Origin of the sequence: Lentzea flava, from assembly GCF_014648475.1 — a bacterium.
GTDB classification, from domain to species: domain Bacteria; phylum Actinomycetota; class Actinomycetes; order Mycobacteriales; family Pseudonocardiaceae; genus Lentzea; species Lentzea flava.
In genome coordinates this window covers 538,867-560,155 of the sequence record NZ_BMRE01000001.1, presented here as the reverse complement: position 1 = coordinate 560,155, position 21,289 = coordinate 538,867, and the positions used below count along the sequence as shown (strand labels likewise).

21 protein-coding genes and 1 pseudogene are annotated in these 21,289 nt (G+C 70.7%); 5 read left to right on the top strand and 17 right to left on the bottom strand.

Translation table 11 applies throughout. From position 1 onward, the window contains the following. From IEZ09_RS02705 to pflB, 3 genes are all read right to left on the bottom strand, one after another. Window positions 1-1,140, bottom strand: a complete 1,140-nt coding sequence (locus IEZ09_RS02705) for a globin domain-containing protein (protein WP_189251877.1) — start codon at window positions 1,138-1,140, stop codon at window positions 1-3. 133 nt (window positions 1,141-1,273) lie between these two features. Then, a complete protein-coding gene (gene pflA, locus IEZ09_RS02700; protein ID WP_189251876.1) occupies window positions 1,274-2,005 on the bottom strand; it encodes a pyruvate formate-lyase-activating protein in 732 nt (243 codons plus the stop codon). After that, window positions 2,002-4,248 carry a formate C-acetyltransferase gene (gene pflB, locus IEZ09_RS02695; protein WP_189251875.1) on the bottom strand — a complete coding sequence of 749 codons (2,247 nt, stop codon included), beginning with the start codon at window positions 4,246-4,248 and terminating at the stop codon, window positions 2,002-2,004. The genes pflA and pflB overlap by 4 nt, the downstream gene beginning before the upstream one ends. 136 nt (window positions 4,249-4,384) lie before the next feature. On the opposite strand from pflB, the gene IEZ09_RS02690 reads away from it, so the two are divergent. Further along, complete coding sequence (locus IEZ09_RS02690; protein WP_189251874.1) at window positions 4,385-4,888, top strand: flavodoxin family protein; 504 nt, start codon at window positions 4,385-4,387, stop codon at window positions 4,886-4,888. On the opposite strand, the gene IEZ09_RS02685 is transcribed toward IEZ09_RS02690, so the two are convergent. Further along, window positions 4,882-5,886, bottom strand: coding sequence for an Acg family FMN-binding oxidoreductase (locus tag IEZ09_RS02685; protein WP_189251873.1), 1,005 nt, complete (start codon window positions 5,884-5,886; stop codon window positions 4,882-4,884). The genes IEZ09_RS02690 and IEZ09_RS02685 overlap by 7 nt on opposite strands. A 287-nt stretch (window positions 5,887-6,173) precedes the next feature. On the opposite strand from IEZ09_RS02685, the gene IEZ09_RS02680 reads away from it, so the two are divergent. Continuing rightward, on the top strand, window positions 6,174-7,193 hold the full coding sequence (locus tag IEZ09_RS02680) for a PQQ-dependent sugar dehydrogenase (RefSeq protein WP_189251872.1): 1,020 nt from the start codon (window positions 6,174-6,176) through the stop codon (window positions 7,191-7,193). A gap of 42 nt (window positions 7,194-7,235) precedes the next feature. Here the strand turns inward: IEZ09_RS02680 and IEZ09_RS02675 are convergent, their stop codons facing one another. Genes IEZ09_RS02675 through IEZ09_RS02665 form a run of 3 tightly spaced genes read right to left on the bottom strand, consistent with a single transcriptional unit; the run spans window position 7,236 to window position 10,695 of the window. Beyond that, window positions 7,236-8,771, bottom strand: coding sequence for an acyl-CoA synthetase (locus IEZ09_RS02675; RefSeq protein WP_189251871.1), 1,536 nt, complete (start codon window positions 8,769-8,771; stop codon window positions 7,236-7,238). Further along, window positions 8,771-9,892 (bottom strand): DUF5938 domain-containing protein, encoded by a 1,122-nt coding sequence (locus tag IEZ09_RS02670; RefSeq protein ID WP_189251870.1) that lies wholly within the window; start codon window positions 9,890-9,892, stop codon window positions 8,771-8,773. Before IEZ09_RS02670 ends, IEZ09_RS02675 begins: the two co-directional genes overlap by 1 nt. Beyond that, the gene (locus IEZ09_RS02665) at window positions 9,892-10,695 is read right to left on the bottom strand and encodes an SDR family NAD(P)-dependent oxidoreductase (RefSeq protein WP_189251869.1); all 804 of its coding nucleotides are present in this window, start codon (window positions 10,693-10,695) and stop codon (window positions 9,892-9,894) included. Before IEZ09_RS02665 ends, IEZ09_RS02670 begins: the two co-directional genes overlap by 1 nt. A 135-nt stretch (window positions 10,696-10,830) precedes the next feature. Between IEZ09_RS02665 and IEZ09_RS02660 the strand changes: the two genes are divergently transcribed. After that, a complete protein-coding gene (locus tag IEZ09_RS02660) occupies window positions 10,831-11,466 on the top strand; it encodes a TetR/AcrR family transcriptional regulator (RefSeq protein WP_189251868.1) in 636 nt (211 codons plus the stop codon). Here the strand turns inward: IEZ09_RS02660 and IEZ09_RS02655 are convergent. The 3 genes and pseudogenes from IEZ09_RS02655 to IEZ09_RS02645 form a co-directional block, all read right to left on the bottom strand. Beyond that, window positions 11,453-12,949, bottom strand: coding sequence for an FAD-dependent oxidoreductase (locus tag IEZ09_RS02655; protein WP_189251867.1), 1,497 nt, complete (start codon window positions 12,947-12,949; stop codon window positions 11,453-11,455). The two genes, IEZ09_RS02660 and IEZ09_RS02655, sit on opposite strands and share 14 nt — an antisense overlap. A gap of 116 nt (window positions 12,950-13,065) precedes the next feature. After that, window positions 13,066-13,200 (bottom strand): annotated as a pseudogene (locus IEZ09_RS02650) (GntT/GntP/DsdX family permease); the annotation flags it as partial. A gap of 17 nt (window positions 13,201-13,217) precedes the next feature. After that, on the bottom strand, window positions 13,218-13,670 hold the full coding sequence (locus IEZ09_RS02645) for an Lrp/AsnC family transcriptional regulator (RefSeq protein WP_189251866.1): 453 nt from the start codon (window positions 13,668-13,670) through the stop codon (window positions 13,218-13,220). 94 nt (window positions 13,671-13,764) lie between these two features. Here IEZ09_RS02645 and IEZ09_RS02640 point away from each other — a divergent pair, with 94 nt between their 5' ends. Further along, window positions 13,765-14,592, top strand: coding sequence for an LLM class flavin-dependent oxidoreductase (locus tag IEZ09_RS02640; protein WP_189251865.1), 828 nt, complete (start codon window positions 13,765-13,767; stop codon window positions 14,590-14,592). Next, window positions 14,589-15,005 (top strand): nucleoside deaminase, encoded by a 417-nt coding sequence (locus IEZ09_RS02635; RefSeq protein ID WP_189251864.1) that lies wholly within the window; start codon window positions 14,589-14,591, stop codon window positions 15,003-15,005. Before IEZ09_RS02640 ends, IEZ09_RS02635 begins: the two co-directional genes overlap by 4 nt. Here the strand turns inward: IEZ09_RS02635 and IEZ09_RS02630 are convergent. From IEZ09_RS02630 to IEZ09_RS02600, 7 genes are read right to left on the bottom strand one after another with little or no spacing between them, the layout of a single operon-like run. Beyond that, the gene (locus IEZ09_RS02630; protein ID WP_189251863.1) at window positions 14,996-15,586 is read right to left on the bottom strand and encodes a GTP-binding protein; all 591 of its coding nucleotides are present in this window, start codon (window positions 15,584-15,586) and stop codon (window positions 14,996-14,998) included. The two genes, IEZ09_RS02635 and IEZ09_RS02630, sit on opposite strands and share 10 nt — an antisense overlap. Beyond that, window positions 15,570-15,920: a DUF742 domain-containing protein gene (locus IEZ09_RS02625; protein ID WP_189251862.1), complete on the bottom strand. Its 351-nt coding sequence runs from the start codon at window positions 15,918-15,920 to the stop codon at window positions 15,570-15,572. The genes IEZ09_RS02630 and IEZ09_RS02625 overlap by 17 nt, the downstream gene beginning before the upstream one ends. Window positions 15,921-15,923: 3 nt before the next feature. Beyond that, window positions 15,924-16,361: a roadblock/LC7 domain-containing protein gene (locus IEZ09_RS02620; protein ID WP_189251861.1), complete on the bottom strand. Its 438-nt coding sequence runs from the start codon at window positions 16,359-16,361 to the stop codon at window positions 15,924-15,926. After that, entirely contained in the window at window positions 16,358-18,658 is a 2,301-nt protein-coding gene (locus IEZ09_RS02615; protein ID WP_229812189.1) for a sensor histidine kinase, read from the bottom strand. The genes IEZ09_RS02620 and IEZ09_RS02615 overlap by 4 nt, the downstream gene beginning before the upstream one ends. Beyond that, window positions 18,655-19,428 (bottom strand): ABC transporter ATP-binding protein, encoded by a 774-nt coding sequence (locus IEZ09_RS02610; RefSeq protein WP_189251860.1) that lies wholly within the window; start codon window positions 19,426-19,428, stop codon window positions 18,655-18,657. Before IEZ09_RS02610 ends, IEZ09_RS02615 begins: the two co-directional genes overlap by 4 nt. After that, window positions 19,425-20,282: an ABC transporter permease gene (locus tag IEZ09_RS02605; RefSeq protein WP_229812188.1), complete on the bottom strand. Its 858-nt coding sequence runs from the start codon at window positions 20,280-20,282 to the stop codon at window positions 19,425-19,427. The genes IEZ09_RS02610 and IEZ09_RS02605 overlap by 4 nt, the downstream gene beginning before the upstream one ends. Further along, window positions 20,279-21,265, bottom strand: a complete 987-nt coding sequence (locus IEZ09_RS02600; RefSeq protein WP_229812187.1) for an ABC transporter substrate-binding protein — start codon at window positions 21,263-21,265, stop codon at window positions 20,279-20,281. The genes IEZ09_RS02605 and IEZ09_RS02600 overlap by 4 nt, the downstream gene beginning before the upstream one ends. Between the last annotated feature and the right edge of the window lie 24 nt (window positions 21,266-21,289).

Sequence of the window (21,289 nt, the reverse complement as noted above, 5' to 3'; positions counted from 1 at the left end):
TCAGTAAGAAGCGTCGTCCAGTGCGCCGGGACCGAACACCTCGTACCTGATGTCGTCGGCGGACATGCCACGACGGCGCAGGGCGGCCCGGACGTCGCGCATGAAGGCGATAGGACCGCACAGGTAGGCGATCGCGCCGAGAGGCAGCGGGATCGCATCCACGTCGACGCGCCCGTCGCCGTTCTCGTACCAGGTCAGCTGCCGCGAACCGCCGAGCTGGTCGTACTCCGCGCGGTGTGCGTGCCGCTCGGGCGTGAGTTCGGCGTGCGCGGCGACGACCGTGCGCGTGGGCTGCGTGGCGGCGATGTGGTGCAGCATCGACAACATCGGGGTGATGCCGATGCCCGCGCTGATCAGCACGACCGGCCGTCCGGTGTGGTCGAGGGTCACCTCGCCCGCGGGCGAGGTGACCAGCACGACGTCGTCGGTGTGCACGTTGTCGTGCAGGAAGTTCGACACCGCGCCGTCCGGGACGCGCCGCACGGTGATGCGCAGCTCACCGTCGCCGGGAGCCTGCGACAGCGAGTACTGGCGCGGCTGCCGGTGCCCGTCCGGCAGGTCGACGGCGACGGACACGTACTGACCCGGCTCGAACGCCGGCACCGGGCCGCCGTCGTCGGGCACCAGGGTGAAGGACACCGTGTCGACGGCCTCCTCGTCGCGTTTGGCCACGCGCCACGGACGCCAGACCGTGTCGGGGGAGACCCCGGCGTTCTGGTAGAGCCGCGCCTCTGCGGCCACCAGCAGGACGGCGAAGAGCCAGTACACCTCCTCCCACGCCGCCGCGACCTCGGGTGTGACGGCGTCACCGAGCACGGTGGCCACGGCGCCGATGAGGTGCTTGCCGACGATCGGGTACTGGTCGGGACGGACGCCGAGCGAGACGTGCTTGTGCGCGATGCGGTCGGCGATCGGGCCGAACGGCACACCGTCGAGCAGGTGCTCGGCGAAGGCGACCACCGCGGGGGCCAGCGCGATCCGCTGCCGTCCGTTGGCCTGGTTGCCCTGGTTGAACAGGTTCAGCAGCTCGGGGTGCGCGGCGAACATCGACGGGTAGAACTCGGCGGTGATCTCGGCGGCGTGGTCGCGGACGACGGGAAGGGTCGCGCGCACCACGGCAGCTGAAGCAGCGGACAGCACAGATTTCTCCTCAACCAACGGGAACGGATGCCTTCGAGCTTGCGCGACCAGAGGTGGCCGGACGCAGTTCGGAACGTCGTGCGCGGGACAGGACCAACGTCCCGGCGATCACGACCGGAAGGCTCCTGCGGCCTCAGCTGACCGGCACTCCGCGGTCCACGAACTGGCCGCGCACGCGCCGCAGCAGAGCGGCGTCGGGCACAGGGGTGTCCGCCAGGGGGAACGGGATGCCGAGCGCGGCGTACTTGGGCGCGCCGAGTTTGTGGAACGGCACCACTTCGACCCGTTCCACGGCGTTCAGCGTGCTGACGAACGAGGCGATGCCGTCGACGTTGTCCGGCGCGTCGGTTTCGCCGGGAACCAGCACGAACCTGATCCACATCGGCTTGCGCAGCGCGGACAGCCGCCGGGCGAACTCGAGCGTCGGCCCGACCTCGCCACCGGTGACGTGCCGGTAGGTCGACGGGTCCCAGGACTTGATGTCGAGCAGGACGAGGTCGGTGTCGGCGAGCAGCTCGTCGGTGGCACGGGCGCCCAGGAACCCCGAGGTGTCGAGCGCGGTGTGCAGGCCGAGCTGTTTCGCCCGGTGCAGGACGGCGGCGGTGAAGTCCGGTTGCAGCAACGGTTCCCCGCCGCTGATGGTCACGCCGCCGCCGGCCACCTCGATGAACCGGCGGTACTTCGCCATCTCGGCCGCCACCTCGTCGACCGTCGTGCGGCGGCCGTCGCGCTCGTGCCACGTGTCGGGGTTGTGGCAGTACCGGCAGCGCAGCGGGCACCCGGCCAGGAACAGCACGAAGCGGGTGCCCGGCCCGTCGACCGCGGTGGCGACGTCCCACGAATGGACTGATCCGGTGCCGGTCACAGCGACTCGTGGAACGTGCGGTTGACGACGTCGCGCTGCTGTTCCGGCGTGAGCCGGATGAAGTTCACCGCGTAACCGGACACGCGGATGGTGAGCTGCGGGTGGTTCTCCGGGTGGGCCATGGCGTCGAGCAGCGTGTCGCGGTTGAGCACGTTGGCGTTGAGGTGGAAGCCGCCCGCGTCGGTGTACGCGTCGAGCACGCCGACGAGGTTGGTCACCTGCTCGTCCTCGGTCCGTCCCAGCCCGGCGGGCGTGATGCTCGCGGTGAGCGAGATCCCGTCCCGCGCCTGGTCGTACGGCAGCTTCGCCACCGACAGCGCCGCGGCGACGAGCCCGTGCCGGTCGCGGCCGTTCATCGGGTTCGCGCCCGGTGCGAACGGTTCGCCCGCGCGCCGGCCGTCCGGGGTGTTGCCGGTGTGCTTGCCGTAGACCACGTTCGAGGTGATCGTCAGCACCGACTGGCTGTGCACGGCACCGCGATGCGCCGGGTAGCGCCGAACCTTCGCCATGAAGCTCTCCACCAGCTCCACGGCGATCGCGTCCGCACGGTCGTCGTTGTTGCCGTACTTGGGGAAATCTCCCTCCACGACGTAGTCGATCGCGAGGCCGGTCTCGTCCCGGATCACGCGGACGCGGGCGTGCTCGATCGCCGACAGGCTGTCCGCCACCACCGACAGGCCCGCGATGCCGCAGCCGAGCAGGCGCTGGACCGGATGGTCGTGCAACGCCATCTCGATGCGTTCGTAGGCGTACTTGTCGTGCATGTAGTGGATGATGTTGAGCGCCTCGACGTAGGTCTTGGCCAGCCAGTCGGTCATCCGGTCGAACGCCGCGCGCACCTCGTGCGGGTCGAGGTACTCCGAGGTGATCGGCGCAACGGCGGGCCCCACCTGGAGACCGGTCATCTCGTCGCGCCCGCCGTTGATCGCGTACAGCAGCGCCTTCGCCAGGTTGACCCGTGCGCCGAACAGTTGCATCTGCCGGCCGACCTCCATGGCCGACACGCAGCAGGCGATGGCGGTGTCGTCGCTGAAGCGCGGGCGGATCAGGTCGTCGTTCTCGTACTGGATGGAGCTGGTGTCGACGGAGGCCTTGGCGCAGAACCGCTTGAAGCCAGGGGGAAGGCGCGGGGACCACAGCACGGTGAGGTTCGGTTCCGGTGCGGGGCCGAGGTTGTAGAGGGTCTGCAGGAACCGGAAGCTCGTGCGCGTGACCAGCGTTCGCCCGTCGTCGCCCATGCCGCCGATCGACTCCGTGACCCACGTCGGGTCGCCGGAGAACAGCTGGTCGTACTCCGGCGTGCGCAGGAACCGCACGATGCGCAGCTTGATGACGAGGTCGTCGACGAGTTCCTGCGCCTCGCGCTCGGTGAGCAGGCCCTCGTCGAGGTCGCGCTGCAGGTACACGTCCAGGAACGTGGAGGTGCGGCCGAGCGACATCGCGGCGCCGTTCTGCTCCTTCACCGCGGCGAGGTAGGCGAAGTACAGCCACTGCACGGCTTCCCGGCCCGTGCTCGCCGGACCGGAGATGTCGTGGCCGTAGGACGCGGCCATGCGGCGCAGTTCGCCGAGCGCGCGGATCTGCTCTGCCAGCTCCTCGCGGTCCCTGATCACGTCCTCCGTGGACACCAGGTCGTCGAGCGCCGCGCGTTCGGCCTTCTTCGCCGCGACGAGCCGATCGACGCCGTAGAGCGGAACGCGCCGGTAGTCGCCGATGATCCGGCCGCGGCCGTAGGCGTCAGGGAGCCCGGTGATGATGCCGGCCTTGCGCGCCCGCAGGATCTCGGCCGTGTAGGCGTCGAACACGCCGTCGTTGTGCGTCTTGCGGTACTTGGTGAAGATCTCCCGGACGCGCGGGTCCAGCTCGTGGCCGTAGGTCGCGAGACTCGTCTCCACCATCCGCAGACCGCCCGCGGGCATGATCGCGCGCTTGAGGGGCGCGTCGGTCTGCAGGCCGACGATGATCTCGTCGTCGAGGTGGCCGGGAGCGTGCGCGGTGATCGACGACGGCGTGCTCGCGTCGACGTCGTGGATCCCGCGGGCGCGCTCCTCGGTGAACATCTCCGTCAACCGGTGCCACAACGCGGTGGTGCGCGGCGTCGGACCGGACAGGAAGCCCGCGTCGCCCTCGTAGGGGGAGTAGTTGGCCTGGATGAAGCCGCGCACGTCGATCTCGTCGCACCACCGCCCGTCGCGGAAACGGCGCCAGGCCGTGGTGGACGTGCGCTCCGTCGTCGTGGTCACCGGATCAGCACCTTCCTCGTCACTGCGTCCGTTCCAGGCTTGCCGCCGCGGCGGTCGCGGCGCAGAGACCGTGGTCCTCGCGGCCGAGGACCTAAGGACCTCCTGGCCACGGGGGCGGCGGACCTACCGTCGCCGCATGAAGCACGCTCTCGTGGTTTTCGAGTCGATGTTCGGCAACACCGAGAAGATCGCCGAGGCGGTGGCGGACGGCCTGCGGACCGCGATGACCGTCGACGTCGTGGAGGTGGGATCCGCTCCCGCCGTGCTCGGCGCGGACGTCGAGCTGCTCGTGGTCGGCGGTCCGACGCACGCGTTCGGCCTGAGCAGGCCGAGCACCCGTGCCGACGCCGGCAAGCAGGGAGCCGACGCGAAGAGGGCGTCGGGCACGGGACTGCGCGAGTGGGTGGACCAGGTCAGCGCGGGAGCGGCACGCCCGGCGGTGGCGGCGTTCGACACGAAGGTGAGGCGACCGAGGCTGCCCGGCTCCGCCGCCCGCGCCGCCCTGCACCGGCTGCGGCGTGCCGGGTTCCCCGCCCGCACGTCCGCGCAGAACTTCTACGTCGGCGGAACGCCCGGCCCGCTCGTGGAGGGCGAGCTGGACCGGGCGCGGCAGTGGGGAGCGCGGTGCGCGGCTCAGTGACCGGCAACCGCCTCTTCTTCGGCGTCCACCAGCAGTTCCGCGACCGAGCGCCGCGGTGAGGCCGGCACCGGCGTGCTGTACCCCACGCGCAGCACGGTCTGCGGCACGAGCACGCCACCCAGTGCGCGGCGCAGGTCCTCCCTGACCGGCCGCACCTCGATCGGCTGGGAGAGGAACGACGCGGACAGCCCGCGCACGGTGGCGGTGAGCAGGACCCGCTGCATCGCCTGTCCCGCCTGGAGATCGCCGAGCTGGCTGTCGTAGTGCGAGCACAGGACCGCGACCAGCGGATCGGACTCGTAGTCCTTGCCGGGGCCGCGTTCGGGTCCGCCGAAGTCGCGGAACGCCCACTCGTCCTGCATCGCCGGGCGCACGCCCGCCGAGGGCGGTGGCACGCCGTCGGTGGCGCCGGGACGGTGGCCGGAGTACGCGGCGAGCTCCGCCTGCACGGCCCGGTCGGCGAGCTGGATCTCGTGCGCCCTGCGGACGAACTGCTGGAGCTGGGCGCGTCCCTGCGGCGTGGTCACGACGTGCAGCCACGAGCGTTCCAGCTCGGCGGCGCGGACCAGCGCGTGCCGCTGGCGGGGATCGACGGGGGCCTCCAGGAACGGCCTGCGGTTCGTGCGGCGGCGCGGCACCGCGTCGAGCAGCGCGCGGGTCTCGTCGTCGATCTTCACGGTGCCGCCGCGCCGCACGACCGCGAGGGCGCCGGGCGCGTCGTTGCCCGGCAGCATCGTGACGAGGGGACGTACGCCCATGCCCTGCAACGCCAGCCGGAGGTTGTAGAGCGCCGCTCCGCAGGACAGCCGCAGCTCGCGGTCCTCGGGGTCGGTCGCCGACAACGCACGGGAGGTGTCGGTGTGCAACTCGATCCGGTCGGGCCGGATCTTGAACCGCCAGGGCTGGGTGTTGTGCACGGAGGGAGCGAGCGTGGCGGTGACGAGTGCACGCTCGACCTGTTGCGCGGTCAGCCCCAGCGCCGCCGTGACATCGGCCATCAGTTCACTCCGTCGTGGTGCGTGGTGAAGCCTGCATCACCCCACTGTCCGTGCGGCCGCCCGCCGCTCACACCATCGAAGGTCCCTAGCTGGCCGGGACTCGTTGCTCCACAGTCGCCACAATTGTTTCAGTGTTGACCGAAATCAAGCATTTCGTCGAACGGCTTCGAACAGACGCCATGACCTACGGCCGAAGGTGTTGAGCGCGCTCTCACGGTGCTACACACGGAGGAGTTCTCGCGCTGCCGCCGCCGCAGACACCTCGTCACAAGGTCAAGGAGGCAAGCATGAGACTCCGTGAAGGTCTGCTGCTCGGGACTGCGGTGGCCCTCGGTCTGGCGTTGACACCGGGAACGGCGGCCGCGGTCGAGCGCGACGTGGCGACGAACCTGGTCGTGCCGTGGGACATCGCGTTCCTGCCGGACAGCTCGGCACTGGTCACCGAACGCGGCTCGGCCCGCGTGCTGTCGGTCGGCAACGGCACGACGCGCGAGGTCGCCCGCATCCCCGGTGTCTCGGCGCAGGGCGAAGGCGGTCTGCTGGGCATCGCCGTCTCGCCGAACTACGCCGCGGACGGGTACGTGTTCGTCTACTACACGTCCGCTTCGGACAACCGGATCGCCAGGTTCCGCATCGGCGAGACGCCCCAGCCGATCGTGACCGGCATCCCGCGCGGCCAGTCGATCCACAACGGCGGCGGCCTGTCGTTCGGACCGGACGGACTGCTCTACGCGGGCACCGGCGACGCGGGCAACACCGCCAACGCGCAGAACCCGGCCTCGCTCGGCGGCAAGATCCTGCGCATGACGATGGACGGCAAACCCGCGCCGGACAACCCGACGTCGTCACTGGTCTACAGCCTGGGTCACCGCAACGTCCAAGGACTGGCCTGGGACAGCGGGGGCCGGATGTTCGCGGCCGAACTGGGGCAGAACCGGCTCGACGAGCTGAACCGCATCCAGCCCGGCGGCAACTACGGCTGGCCGACCTGTGAAGGTCCCTGCAACGACACGCGTTTCGTCAACCCGGTGCTGACCTGGTCGACCGCGTCGGCCTCGCCCAGCGGCCTGGCGTTCCACCAGGGGAACCTCTACCTGGCGGCGTTGCGTGGACAGCGGCTGTGGAAGATCCCGGTCGCCGCCGACGGGGGTGTCGGCCAGCCGCAGGCGTTGTTCTCCGGCACGTACGGCCGCCTGCGGGCGGTCGCCTCGGCACCGGACGGCACGCTGTGGTTCTCGACGTCGAACCGCGACGGGCGCGGCAGCCCCGGCTCCACCGACGACCGGATCGTCAGCACGACGGGGTGACGAAGGCGGACCTCCGCCTCGGCGCGCTGCCGAGGCGGAGGTTCATCTCCTGGTGAGCCGGTCCCTGATCTCGGTCTTGAGGACCTTGCCCACCTTGGACCGCGGCAGGTCCGGCCAGATCTCCACCTGCTTGGGCGCCTTCACGCTGCCGAGCCGTTCCTTCACGAACGTCGTGAGCTCGTCGGCGTCGGTGTGCCCGGTGGCGCGCAGCTGCACGACCGCGGTCACCCGTTCGCCCCACTTGTCGTCGGGCAGTCCGACGACGGCGGTGTCCTGGACCGCGGGATGGGCCCGCAACGCCTGTTCGACCTCGGCCGAGTACACGTTGAACCCGCCGGTGATGATCATGTCCTTGGCCCGGTCGACGATGAAGAGGTAGTTGTCGTCGTCGAGGTAGCCGATGTCGCCGGTGTGGTGCCAGCCGTGGGCGCTGACCTCGGCCGTCGCGGCCGGGTTCTCGTGGTACCCGGCCATCACCAGCGGGCCGCGGACGACGATCTCGCCGCGTTCTCCCCGCGGCAGCAGGGTGCCGTCCTGCGCCATGATCGCGACCTGCGTCAGCGGGGTGGGCCTGCCCGCCGAGGACAGCCGGGCCGTCGCGATCGAGCCGTCGGGCAGGAAGTGGTCGGCGGGGGCGAGAGTGGCGATCATGTTCGGTGCCTCGGTCTGGCCGAACAGCTGGCCCATCACCGGCCCGATCCGGTGCAGCGCCTCGGTGAGCCGCACCGGGGACATCGGCGCGGCGCCGTACCAGAGGCAGCGCAGCGAGGTCAGGTCGGTCGAGTCGAGGTCCGGGTGGTCGAGCAGGCCGTAGATCACGGTCGGCGGCAGGAACGCGTGGGTGATCCGGTGCCGCTCGATCAGCAGGAGGAACTCGCCGAGGTCGGGCGCGGGCATGATCACCGTCTCGCCACCGGTGGCCATGATCGGGAACGTGAGCACGCCAGCCGAGTGCGTGAGCGGGGCGAGCGCCAGGTAGCGCGGCCGGTCGCCGAACGGGTAGCTCATCAGGGTCAGCGCGGTCGCGGTCTCCAGGTTGTGGCCGGTCAGCCGCACGCCCTTGGGACGCCCGGTGGTGCCGCCGGTGCCGGCCAGCACGCAGAGGTCGTCGTCGGCCACCGTCACCGGGTCCGGCTCCCGGCCGTGACGCTCCAGCCACGCGCTGAACGTGACGGCGCCCTCCACCTCGCCGTCGAGGCACACGAGCGCGGTCAGCGCGGGCAGGTCGCCGCGGATGCGCTGCACGAGCGGCGCGAACCGGGCCTGGAAGAACAGGCAGCGGCAGCCGAACAGGTCGAGCAGCTCCCGGTTCTCCGCGGCCTCGTTGCGGGGGTTGACCGGGCACCACACCGCGCCCGCCCGCGAGATGCCGAACACGCACGTGAGGGCGAGCGGATCGTTCGCGGACAGCACGGCGACGCGGTCGCCGGGGCTGATTCCGCTGCCCTGCAACGCCCCCGCGATCGTGCGGGAGCGCTGCTGGACCTCGGCGTAGGTCGTGGAGACGCCGCCGATCGTCAGGCACGGCGCGTCGCCACCGAGCGACGCGCCCTTGTCCAGGTAGTCGCAGAGCCGCATCAGCGGTGCACTTCGAGGATCGGGTCGAGCACCAGGCCGAACGACCGCAGCGTGCCGAGCAGCTCCCGGTGGCCGAACGCCTGGCAGCCGGAGGCGAACCCGACCCGCCGCGGCGCGTCCTGCAACAGGTGCACGGCGGCGTGCACGTTCAGCAACGCCGTCTGCTTGTAGTTGCAGTTGCCGTGGATGACGCAGTGCGCGCGGCCGAGCGGGCCGGACGCGTGCACGGAGTCGAGCGAGATGTTGATCCGCGGGTTCTCCCTGGGCGGCATCTCGCTGCGCACCTGCGCGGAGAACTCGTCGACGATCCGGTACTTCTCCTCGTCGGACTTGCCTTCCATCTGCTGCAGCGCGGCCGAGACGATCTGCGGCACACCGAGCATCAGCGGCCGGTTGAACACGCCGCCGAGCGCCCGCACCGACGCCACCCGCGGATCCTTCCTGAACCACACCGGATGCGCGGTGCCGCCCCACGGCAGCGCCAGGCCCAGCTCGTGCTGACCGGGCACGACGAGCTCGTACAGCCCGGCGTCGGACGGCCATTCCACGTACTCGTTCTGTTCCAGGTAGTACGCCTTGGCGAACGCCGCGTTGGTGAGGATCGTGTTGGTGGAGGCGACGGTCGGGTAGCCCTTCCAGAACACCTCGATGTCCAAAGTGTCCAGTCCGGGCGTCTCCAGGCAGATCTGCGCGGCGATCTCGCCGACCGTGTACATCTGCGCGATGCCGGGGGAGAGCAGCAGGCCCTGCGTCGCGAACTCGGCGCCGTAGCGTGCTTCGGCGTCGATCATCCAGTCCTGCTCGCCGTTGGTGTCGGTGTAGTGCGCTCCGACGTTGAGGCTCGCCCGCACGGCTTCGTGGCCGTGGCGGGAGAACGGGCCAACGGTGTTGAGCACGACCTTCGCCCCGGTGAACGCCTCGGTCAGCGCCGCCTCGGTGTGCTCCACCTCGACGACCTCGTAGTCGACGGTGTCGATGCCGGGCACCGCGTCGACCGCTTCCTTGACCCTCTTGGCGTCCCGTCCGGCGGCGAGGAACGGAATGCCGTATTCGCGCAGGTACTCGCAGATCAGGCGGCCGGTGTAGCCGGAGGCGCCGTAGACGACGACAGGCTTGCTCATCACATCCCCATTCCGCCGTCGACCGGAAGACCCGCGCCGGTGATGAACTTCGACGCGTCGGAGGCGAGGAACACCACCGCGTCGGCCATGTCGTCGACCTGCCCGAGCCGCCCGAGCGGGGTCAGCTCCACCACGGCACCCGCCGCCGCCTCCGGCGAGGGGAACAGGCCGAGCCGGGCGCAGTCGACGGCGAGCTGGTTGCCCATCGCGGTGGGGGTGAGGCCGGGGTAGATGCAGTTGACCCGCACGCCGTAGCCGAGCTTGCCGGACTCCGCGGCGGCCACCCTGGTGAGCCGGTCGATGGCGGACTTGGTCGCCGAGTACACGCTGATGCCGGGGAAGGCGATGGTCGCCGCGACGGACGCGACGCTGATGATCGAGCCGCCGTTGCCCGCCGCGCCGCCCGGACGCATCGCGCGCAGGCCGTGTTTGAGGCCGAGTGCGGTGCCGAGCACGTTGACGTCCAGCATCCTGCGGGCGTCGGCGGGGTCGAGCTCGGTGATCAGGCTGGTGATCTCGATGCCCGCGTTGTTCACCAGGATGTCGAGGCCGCCGATGGCGTCGATCGTGGTGCTCACCGCCGAGGCCCAGTTCACGTCGTCGGTGACGTCCAACGGCACGAACTCCGCAGTCGCGCCCGAGTCGCGCAGCGCCTGGGCGGTCTGCTTGCCCTCGTCCTCCAGGACGTCGCTGATCACGACCGCCGCGCCGGCCGCGGCGAGCGCCTCGGCCATCCCCGCGCCCAGACCACGCGCACCGCCAGTGACCAGCGCTTTCCGTCCGTTCAGCTGATAACTCGTCATCGAGTCGCCTCCTGAAGTGAGTTGGCTCACACCCTAGCTTTCGCTTGACAGTCGTCAAGTTTTTCTTTGACAACTGTCCAAGATTTTTCGGACGGCTGGTCAGACATCGTCGTCATCGGCGTTAGGATCCGAGGCGTGACGGACGTCGCCGAGAGCAAGCAGGACCGGATCGCCCGCCGGCAGGTCGACAAGTTCGACGCCAGGCGGACCGAGCTCGCGGTGGCGACGCTGCACACGCTCGCCGAACTGGGCTACGCGCGGACGAGCCTGCGCGAGATCGCGCAGAACTCCGAGTTCTCCCACGGAGTCCTGCACTACTACTTCGCGGACAAGCGCGACCTGATCACCGAGGCGGTCCGCCAGTACGAGGTGGTCTGCGTGACGAAGTACGACGAGGTGGTGGCCACCGCGACCAGCGCCGAGCAGCTGCGCGACGAGTTCGTCGCGACGTTTTTCGACACGCTCTGCCAGGACGCGACGCTGCACCGGCTCTGGTACGACCTGCGCAACCAGAGCCTGTTCGACGAGTCCTTCCGCGCCGACGTGCTGGAGATCGACAGCCACCGGGAAGCCATGGTGTGGCGGGTGATCAGCCGCTACGCCGAGCTGCGCGGCGGTGAGCCCGCGGGCTCACCGGCCGTCGCCTACGTGACGCTCGACGGCGTCTTCCAGCGTGCGCTGCTGCACCACCTCGCGGGCAACGCCGACGCGGTGGCGCAGCTGCGGGCCGAGCTGCCGGACGCCATCGACCTGCTCGTCACCAAGCCCTAGGGTCGCCGAACCACCGGCGAGCGGCTCGGTCGAAGCCTTCCTGGTCGGGAACGCGATCGCCGACCCACGCCACGATCCCGTCGGGACGGACCAGCACGGCGCCCAGACCCAGGTCGTCCACCGCGGGACCGGCGGCATACCGCAGGTCGCCGTCCCAGCCCGAATCCCTCAGGCACCCGCCGGCACTGAAGTCGAGGACGACGCCTCGCCCGTCCTGCATCAGGTCGGCCAGGCGGGTGCCGTCCTCCAGGCGGAAGTCCGGGGAACTGCGCCCGACCAGCGGGTGCTCGTCGCCGAGGTCGTAGCGGGTCGTTCCACCCGTGATCTTCCTGATCACGTGGTTGGTGCCATCCCGGGTCGCGAGCAGGTCCCTGACGACTGCCCGGATCGCGCGGGCGTGCGGGTCCGGCCGCATGGTCGCCACCTGGGCGCGGGTCCAGTCGAGCGCCCAGGCACCGACCGGACGGCGTTCGCTGTCGTAGGTGTCGAGCAGGCCTTCCGGCGCACGTCCCCGCACGGTCGCGGCGAGCTTCCAGCCCAGGTTCACGGCGTCACCGAGGCCGGTGTTGAGACCCTGCCCGCCGAGGGGCGACATGATGTGCGCGGCGTCTCCCGCGAGCAGGACGCGTCCCCGCCGGTAGGTCGTCGCCTGCCTGGCCCGGTCGGTGAAGCTGGAGGCGAACTGGACGTCGGTCAGCGTCACGTCGATGCCGGACACGCGGCGCAGCACGGCCTGGAGGTGGTCGCGGGTCAGTTCCTGGGACCGGTCGAACGCGCCGCCGTCGAAGTCCATCACGCCGATGTGCCCCGGCGCGGGCATTGTGATGTACATGCCTTGCGGCGTCAGGTTGAACCCCGGGCCGAGCCGTTCGGCGTCCGCGACGGTCGCGAGCATCACGTAGCCGGTGAAGGTCGGTTCGGTGCCGTCGAAGCCGAAACCGGCGAGCGTGCGCACGGCACTTCGCCCGCCATCACAGCCCACGACCCAGCGCGCCGCGTACTCGTGCTCGCCGTCGCTCACGACGACGCCTCCGTCGTCCTGGGCGATGGCGGAAACCTCGGCGCCGTAACGGATTTCCACGCCGAGCTTGACGGCTCGCTCGGACAGCACCGCCTCGACGGTGCCGAGGTCGGTCAGCACGAACTCCGGTGCCGAGCTGGGCAACCGGAACGGCTGCGGGCCGGTGTCGAGGTTGGCCGCGTCGAGCATGATGCCGGCGAAATGACCCCCCGCCCGCCGGCGTGGCCCGGCGACGGCGGCCGGATCGCCCGCCGTCGCCAGCACCGGCTCCAGCATCCCGCGGCGGTCCAGCGCCTCGACCGAGGAGATGAACAGGCCGCGCATCCCGAGCGGCGCCGCCCGCCACGGCGAGCCGGGCCCCGGCTCCCGCTCGAGCGCGAGGACGGAACACCCCGCGAGGCCGAGCTCGCAGGCGAGCAGGAGACCGACGGGGCCGGCGCCCACGATCACTACGTCATGCATGAGAAATCCCCTTCTGCCACCGGATTCCCGGCGACCGGCCAAGACTGCGGCCGGTCGCTGGCAGGGGGCGCACACCGTGCTGGCACCGCGCGCACACCGGCTGTCAGAAGGGGATGTCACCAGATCACGAGGTCCACGAGCGGCACCAGGACGAGCCCGACGACGGACAGCAGGGTCTTCACGAGCCGGAAACCGGCGTCGTTGACGTGGGAGAAGAACAGCGATCCCGCGCCGACGGCGAGCACTAGCGGGGACGTCTCACCGGGGCTCAGGCGTTCGGCGCGCTCACGCCCCGGTAGGCCGCGGTCTGGCTGTAGACGATGCTCGTCGTGGTGCTGCCGAACGCCATCAGCTCGTCCACCACCTTTTCCAGGTGCGGCATCGAGGTTGCGGCGACCTTGAGCGTGTAGCAGTCCTCACCGGTGGTGCGCAGGCACTCCAGGATCTCGGCGCGTTCGGCCAGCAGCCGGTGCAGCGGCTGGTGCTGGTTGCCGGGGTACTTCAGCCGCACGACGGCGAGGACGCCGTAGCCCACCTTGCCGAGGTCCACCGTGGCGCGATAGCCGGTGATGACTCCGGTGCTCTCCAGCCTCTTGACGCGTTCGGTGGTGGCCGAGGCGCTGAGGTTGACCCGGCGGCCGAGTTCGGTGAGCGGCACCCTGCCGTCCCGCTGCAGCTCGGCGAGGATCGCCCAGTCGGTCGCGTCGAGGGTCTCGGTCATGGCGCGAAGTTACCGTGGAATCCACGGCGCACGGCCCCGGATGCCGGGAACAGTCCCTTCTGCCGCGGGTGGCCGGCCTCCTAGTCTTGATCATGTGTTGATCGGCGTGAACGTCCCGAACTTCGGCCCCGGCACCAGCCCCGGCGTGCTGCGCGACTGGGCGCGGACGGTGGAGGGCCTCGGCTTCGACATGCTCCTGATGTCCGACCACGTGGTGGTGACGCCCGACGTGGCCGAGCAGTACCCCGCACCGTTCTACGAGCCGTTCACCGCGCTGTCGTGGCTCGCCGGCGTCACCGAGCGGATCACCCTCGGCACGACGGTGCTGATCGCGCCCTACCGGCATCCGCTGCTGGTCGCGCGGATGGCCGCCAACCTGGCCGACCTGAGCGGCGGCCGGTTCGTGCTCGGCGTCGGGATCGGGTGGGCGCGCCAGGAGTTCGCGGCGCTCGGGGTTCCGTTCGAGCGCAGGGGAAAGCTCACCGACGAGCTGATCACGACCGTGCGCGAGGCGTGGCAGGACGAGGGCTACCGCGCCGGAGACATCCCGATCTGGGTGGGCGGCCACAGCGACGGCGCCCTGCGTCGCGTGGTCCGGCTCGGCGACGCCTGGCACCCGTTGCGGCAGACTCCGGCTGGATGGCGGGAAGCGTTGGCACGGCTGGAAGTCGTTGCCGCCGCCGAGAACCGTCCGCGCCCGTCGCTGGCGCCGCGCATCATGCTGAGGCTCACCGACGAACCGCCGGAGAACCGGCGGCTCGGCGAGGGCACGCTGGACCAGGTCGTGGCAGACCTGGAAGGACTGCGCGCGGACGGAGCGCACGCCGTGGTGCTCGACCCGTTCGCCGGCGATCCGGAGGAGACGCGGCACCCGGACGTCGCCTGGCACGCGTTGGCCGCGGTGCGAAAGGAACTCCGGTGAACGAAGAACATCTGCGGCGGGCGATCGCGCTGGCGGCCGAGGCGCGGGCGGGCGGCAACCCGCCGTTCGGGTCGCTGCTCGTCGGGCCGGACGGCACCGTGATCGCCGAGGAGCGCAACTCCACCCTGACCGACAACGACATCACCGCCCACCCCGAGCTCAAGCTGGCGCGCTGGGCCGCGCGGTCGCTGGACCCGGCCACGGCGGCCGGGACCACGATGTACACCAGCTGCGAACCGTGCCAGATGTGCTCGGGTGCCCTGGCGCGGTCCGGCATCGGGCACGTGGTGTTCGCCCTCTCCGGAGATCAGCTGAACGGGTTGAAGACCTCGGGAGGGTTCCCCGCCGTGCCCACCGACGGACCGCACCTCTACGACGAGGCCAGGGTGCCGGTCGAGGGCTACTACCCCTGACCGGGCGCTGCCGGCGAGGTCACGCGTTGCAGCGTGGTCCGCAGCACGGTCAGCAGCGCGTCGCGGACCGACAGCTTCACGCGGGCGTCGAAGGTGATCAGCGGGACGTGGTCGCCGATCGCCAGCGCCCAGCGGATGTCCGCCACGGCGTGGCTCAGCCTGCCCTCGAAGAGGTTGACGGCGACGACGAACGGCAGCCCCGCCTTCTCGAAGTAGTCGACGGCCGGATAGCACTCGTCGATGCGGCGCGTGTCGACGATCACGAGCGCTCCCAGCGCGCCGAGCACCAGGTCTCGCCACATGAAGCCGAAGCGGTCCTGGCCCGGTGTGCCGAACAGGTACAGCTTGATGTCGTCGTCGATCGTGATGCAGCCGAAGTCGAGCGCCACGGTCGTGGTGGTCTTGTCCGGGACGTGGGCGGTGCGGTCCACGTCGTCGGACGCCGTGGTGATGGCCGCCTCGGTGCGCAGTGGTGTGATCTCGGAGATGGACGACACGGCGGTCGTCTTCCCGACCCCGAAACCGCCGGCGATGATGATCTTGACCGGTGTCGGGGTGCGGGGTTCAGCTGATTGCTTCAAGGCGGCGGATGATCCTCTCGATCATGGCGGGGTCGCCGGAGAGGCCGGCGGCCGGTCGGTGGACGACGACGTACCCGAGCGCCGCGAGGTCCGCCACGAGAACCCGGGCCACACCGATGTGCAGCCCGAGAATCGCGGCGACCTCGGCCACCGACATGGTCTTCGTGCACAGCGCCACGATGTCGCGGCGCTCGAACGACAGGCTCGCGTGGGACGCCGAGCCGAGCTCGGTGGTGAGCACCTGGGCCTCGATCTCGAGGGTGCGGTCGATCGGCCCGGCCCGGCCTGACGTGAGCAGGTACGGCCGCAGCAGCGAGACCTCGCGGTCCTGCATGTCCTACCGCCCGACCGTGAACTTGAGTTCCTCGATCACCTGCGGGGTGAGCACGGCGCTGGCGCGGTTGGCGAACATCGCCATCTCGTAGCCGATCGTGCCGAGACCGGCCTGTTTGGACGCCAGCACACCGAGGGCGCAGCCGATGCTGATCGTGGAGACGATCAGGTAGCCGTGCCCCAGTTCGACGATGACCTTGTCCGGTCCGCCGAGCGGGTGGCAGTCGGAGACGCCGTTCGCGAGGCTCAGCATGGCCGAGGTGATCGCCGCCAGCCGGTCGGCGTTCTCCCGCACCAGATCCGTCGACATCGCGATGAGCAGACCGTCGGACGACACGGCGATCGCGGCCAGGGCGCCGGGGGTGCCCTGGGCGAACCGGGTCACGAGCCAGTTGAAGTTCTGTGCCTCGACGCTGGTCCGTGCGGCGGGGAGCGTGCTCATTCACTGCCTTCTCTCGTGGGTTGCGTACCTGCTCCGGCGGCGGCGCCCAGTGCCAGACCGTTCGCGAACGCGTCGAGCGCGGCTCGTTCGGCGGCGGGGTCGCGGTCCTGCCAGGAGGCGGTGTTCTCGGGAGCCGGTGCGGCCGGTGTCGCGGTGGTGTTGCTGCGCAGGCTCGGTGCGAGGTTGGCGCCCGGCACCCGCCGGGTCAGTCCCGCGCGTCCGGCCTGGTCGGGTGCGAGCACGGGTGGTGGTGGATCGGGCTGCGGCAGCACCGCCACGCGCGCGATGGCCGACGACACCAGCGTGATCTCCGCGGTCAGCTCGCCGGAGAGGTGGTCGGGCTGGTCGCTCACGACCGGCAGCGTCGTGGTCGGGTCGTCCATGAACCAGCCGAAGACCCTGCCGTCCAGCGGTGCCGGTGGCGCGGTCGTCAGCAGTGAGGACCGCGAGGGCCGGTCGTCCTGCGTCAGCAGCCGGGCCGGCAGCGCGACCCGCGCGGTGACGCCGCCGCCCTCGGTCGGGAGCAGGTCGACGGTGAGGGAATGCCTGCGCGCCAACCGTCCCACCACGAACAGGCCCAGCACGCTGGTCGGCGCGATGTCCAGCCGTTCCCGGTCCACCAGGCGCTGGTTCTCCTCGGCGAGCCTGGCCTCGGTCATCCCGATGCCGTGGTCGACGATCTTCACCACGCAGGAGCCGTCGGCCGCGCGTGCGGTGCCGACCTCCACAGTGGACTCCGGCGACGAGAACGAGGTCGCGTTCTCCAGCAGTTCCGCGAACAACAGGATCAGGTCCGACCCGAGCGAGGACGGCATCGTGACCTTGCCGACGGTGCCGAGCCGGACCCGCTGGTAGTCCTCGATCTCCGCAAGTGCCGAGCGCAGGACCGTGGCCAGCTGCATCGGGCCGGACAGCTTGCCGTCCTCGCGGGCGCCCGCGATCACGAGCAGGTTGTCGGCGGTGCGCCGCAGCCGCGTGGAGAGGTGGTCGAGCTGGTACAGGCTGGCGAGCAGCCGTTCGTTCTGCTCGTCGCGCTCCAGCTCGTCGACGAGGGCGAGCTGCCTGCTGACGAGGCTCTGCGTGCGCTTGGCGACGTTGGCGAACATGAGGCTCACGTTGTGCCGCGTGATCGCCTGCCGTTCCACGAGCTGCGCCGCCGTGCCCTGCACGCGGTTGAACGCCTCGGCGAGCCTGCCGAGCTCGTTGCCGGACGACACGTCGATCTCGCGCAGCCGCGGCAGCTGCTCGTCGGCCCCCTCGGTGTCGGAGACGCGCACCAGCTCGCGGCCGGCGAGGTCGGCGACCGCGCCCGCCGCGTCGGTGAGGTTGCGCAACGGGTTCGCGATCGAGCGCCGGACGACGATCACCAGCCACACGACGAGGGCGAACAGCGCCGCGCCTCCGGCGCCGACGGTCCACGCGACCACGGTGGCGCTGCTCGCGCGCGCCGAGGCCGCCGCGGCGATCTCGTCGGTGACGGTGTCCTGCGCGACCTTGCGCAGCTCGGCCTGCGCGGTCACCGCGGCGAGCGCCTCGGTCGCGAACGACGGGTTCGGCTGGCCCGGCAGCCGGGTGGCGAGGTCGTCCACCCGCCGTGCCTCCGCGCCTTCCTCCACCGTCACGACCAGTGCGGCGTGGTCGGCGTCGGCCTGTTGCACGAACCGCTCGGTGAACGCGTCCGCCTGCATCACGGCGTCGTTCAGCAGATCCTGCCCGGTCTGCCTCCTCGTCGCGGCGATGATCAGGCCGGTGTCGCGCAGGGACTGCTGCTCGGTGGCGCGCAGCAGCGCTTCGAGCGCGGTGAGCTGCCGCGTGCCCTCCGCGTCGCCGGTCGGCTGCGGAACGAGGCGCAGCGAGTCGATGATCGCGGTGATGGCGGCGTGGTAGGTCCGCGCGACGCCGTCGGACGACGCTCCGCCGCGCAGGGCGTTCTGCCGCAGCCCGGTCAGCGAACCCAGCCGCACCAACGCGTTGTCGAGCTCGTCGGACATGGTCGACCCGAGTGCGGTGCGCACCTCCTCGGCTGCCTTGTCGACGTTTCCGTGCTGGCGCCTGAGGTTCTCGCCGTCGGTGGGCGCCGCGAGGTGCGCGGCCGTGAGCACGCGTTCCTTCTGCAGTTCCCAGATCAGGTTCCCCAGCTCGCGCACCTGCCGTGCGGACGTCGCGGTACCGGCGGCCGATCCCGCGTCGCCCGCCTGGCCGAGGAGGAACGGCACGGCGACGAGCACCGCCGCCACCAGCGGCGGCACGATCAACAGGTTGAGCTTGCGGCCGATGGAGTGTCCGTGGAGTCTCACCTGGCCACCCCGCTGCGGTGCTGGGCGCGCACCAGGTCCTCGACGGACGCGCGGAGCTCGAGGAACGCGGGCGAGCGCTTGGTCGCGAGAGTGCGGTCCTCGGCGAGCGGGATCCGGAGGTCGGCGGCGACCCGGCCGGGGTCGCTCGCGAGCACGACGACCCTGGTGCCCAGGAACACGGCCTCCTCGACGTCGTGGGTGACCATCAGCACGGTGGTGCCCGTGTCGCGCCAGATCTGCCTGATCAACAGCTGCATGTCCTCCTTGGTCTGCACGTCGAGCGCGCCGAACGGTTCGTCGAGCAGCAGCACGTCCGGCTCGCACACCAGGGCCCGCGCGATCGCGGCCCGTTGCTGCTGGCCGCCGGAGAGCTGGCGAGGCAACGACCTGCGCACGTCCGCGAGTCCGGTCTCGGCGAGGTACCAGTCGACCCTGCGGCGGCGTTCGGCCGCGTCGAGGTCGAGCAGCTCCAGTCCAAAAGCGACGTTGCGTTCCACGGTGCGCCACGGGTAGAGCGATCCGGTCTGGAAGACCAGCCCGCGATCCGGTCCGGGGCCGGTGATCGGCCGGCCGTCGATGGTGATCACGCCGCTGGTCGGCGTCGTGAGCCCGGCGACGAGCGACAGCAGGGTCGACTTCCCCGAGCCGCTCGCACCGACGACGCAGAGGAACTCGCGCGGGGACACCGTGATGTTCACGCCGTCGAGCGCACGCTTCTCGCGACCGCGCAGGCCGTAGTCCATGGAGACGTCGACGAGTTCGAGCGTCATGCGGCCCACCGCCCCACCCGAGCGCGCACCAGGCGCAGGGCCACGTCGATCGTCACACCGATGACGCCGATCACGACGAGCACCGCGAAGATCTTGTCCGTCTGCAGGAAGCGTTGCGCGCGAACGATCCGGTAGCCGAGCCCGGCCGTGGAGTTGACCAGCTCCGCCACCACCACGAAGTTCCACGCCGCCGCCGCGTTGACCCGGACCGCGTCGATGATGCCCGGCAACGCGTGCGGCACCACGACCTTGCGCAGCACCTCACCGCGGCGGGCGCCGAGCGTGTAGGAGACGTCGATGAGGGCGCGCGGCACACCCCGGACGACGTCGGCGGTCATCAGGGTGTTGAAGAAGACCGTGCCGATGAACAGGATCGCGATCTTGGAGGGTTCGCCGAGCCCGAGCCAGATGATGAGCAACGGGATGAACGCGCTCGCGGGCAGGTACCGCAGCAGCCCGATCACGGGCTCGAACGCCGCCTGCCCGGCGTGGAACGTGCCCATCAGGATGCCGAGCGGCACGGACACCAGCACCGCGAGCCCGAAACCCTCCAGCACGCGGCGGGTCGTCGTCCACGCGTCGACGGCGAGCTCGCCCGAGCGCGCCATCTCCCAGCCGGCGGACAGCACCGCGCCCGGCGCCGGCAGGAACGTGGCGGGCACGGCGCCGGTCGCGCTCAGCACCACCCAGCAGGCGAACGGGACGGCCAGCGATCCGACGGTGAGCGCGGTCGCGGCGCGGCGGGAGAGCGGTGTGCGGATGGTGAGCGCCGTGCGGCGCGAGCGGGTCCGGCGCGGCAGTGGCGGCCAGGTGGCGCGGACGTCCGCCGAGCGTTCGGCCAGGGCGGCCTTCATCTCTGCACCGCCTTGACGAACCTGTCGTCGAACAGCCCGTCCAGCGAGGGCCGGTTCGGCGTGAGGCCCGTGCTCACCATGAAGTCCGCGATCTGACCGGCCTGGTGGTTGAGGTGGGTGGGCGTCACGCCCGGCGTGAACGCGTCGATGTTCTGCCGCAACGTGAAGATGGTGGTGCCCGCCTCGTAGGTCCGGTAGTCGGCCGGGCTCACGCCACCGCGCTTGGCCATGATCTCGACGGCCCTGTCGTTGTTCTCCTTGATCCAGTCGAGCGTGTCGAACCAGGTGTTCACCAACGCCTGCGCCGCCTCCGGGCGGTTCTTCACGAACTCGCGCGACACCACGAGGTGGTCGGGGATGGCGCCGGGGAACTCGGCGGAGGTGGCGATGGCACGGCTGCCGGCACGTTGCAACGCGGTGGTGGTGAACGGCGCGAAGGCGCCGACCGCGTCGACCTTGCCCGCGACGAAGGCCGCCGCGGCGGCGTCGGTGGCGAGCGGCACCAGCTCGACGTCCTTCTGCGTGAGACCGGCTTCGGTGAGGGCGAGCAGCAGCAGGTAGTGGTCGACGGTGCCCTGCTCGACGGCGACCTTCTTGCCCTTGAGGTCGGCGACGCCCGAGATGCCCTCACGGGCGATCACCTGGTCGTTGCCCGTGGAGTTGTCGTTGACGAGGATGATCGTCTGCTGCGCGCCACCGCTGACCGACGCGAGCGTGTCGTTGAGCGTCTGGCTGTTGGCGTCGATCGCACCGCTCGACAGCGCGTTGAGGCTGTCGGTGTAGCTGTCGAAGTACTTGAGCTCGACGTCGACGCCGTTGCGGCGGAAGAGATCCTGCTCCTGCGCGACCTGCCACGGGAACCAGCCGGGCCACGCGCTCAGCCCGAGGGTGATCTTGCCGGCGGACGCCGGGGTCGAGGTGCATGCCGTGGCGCACAGCAGAACGAGTGCGATCAGGAAACGGCTGATGCAGCGGGAAGTCAAACCGGACTCCAATGAGATTCTGTT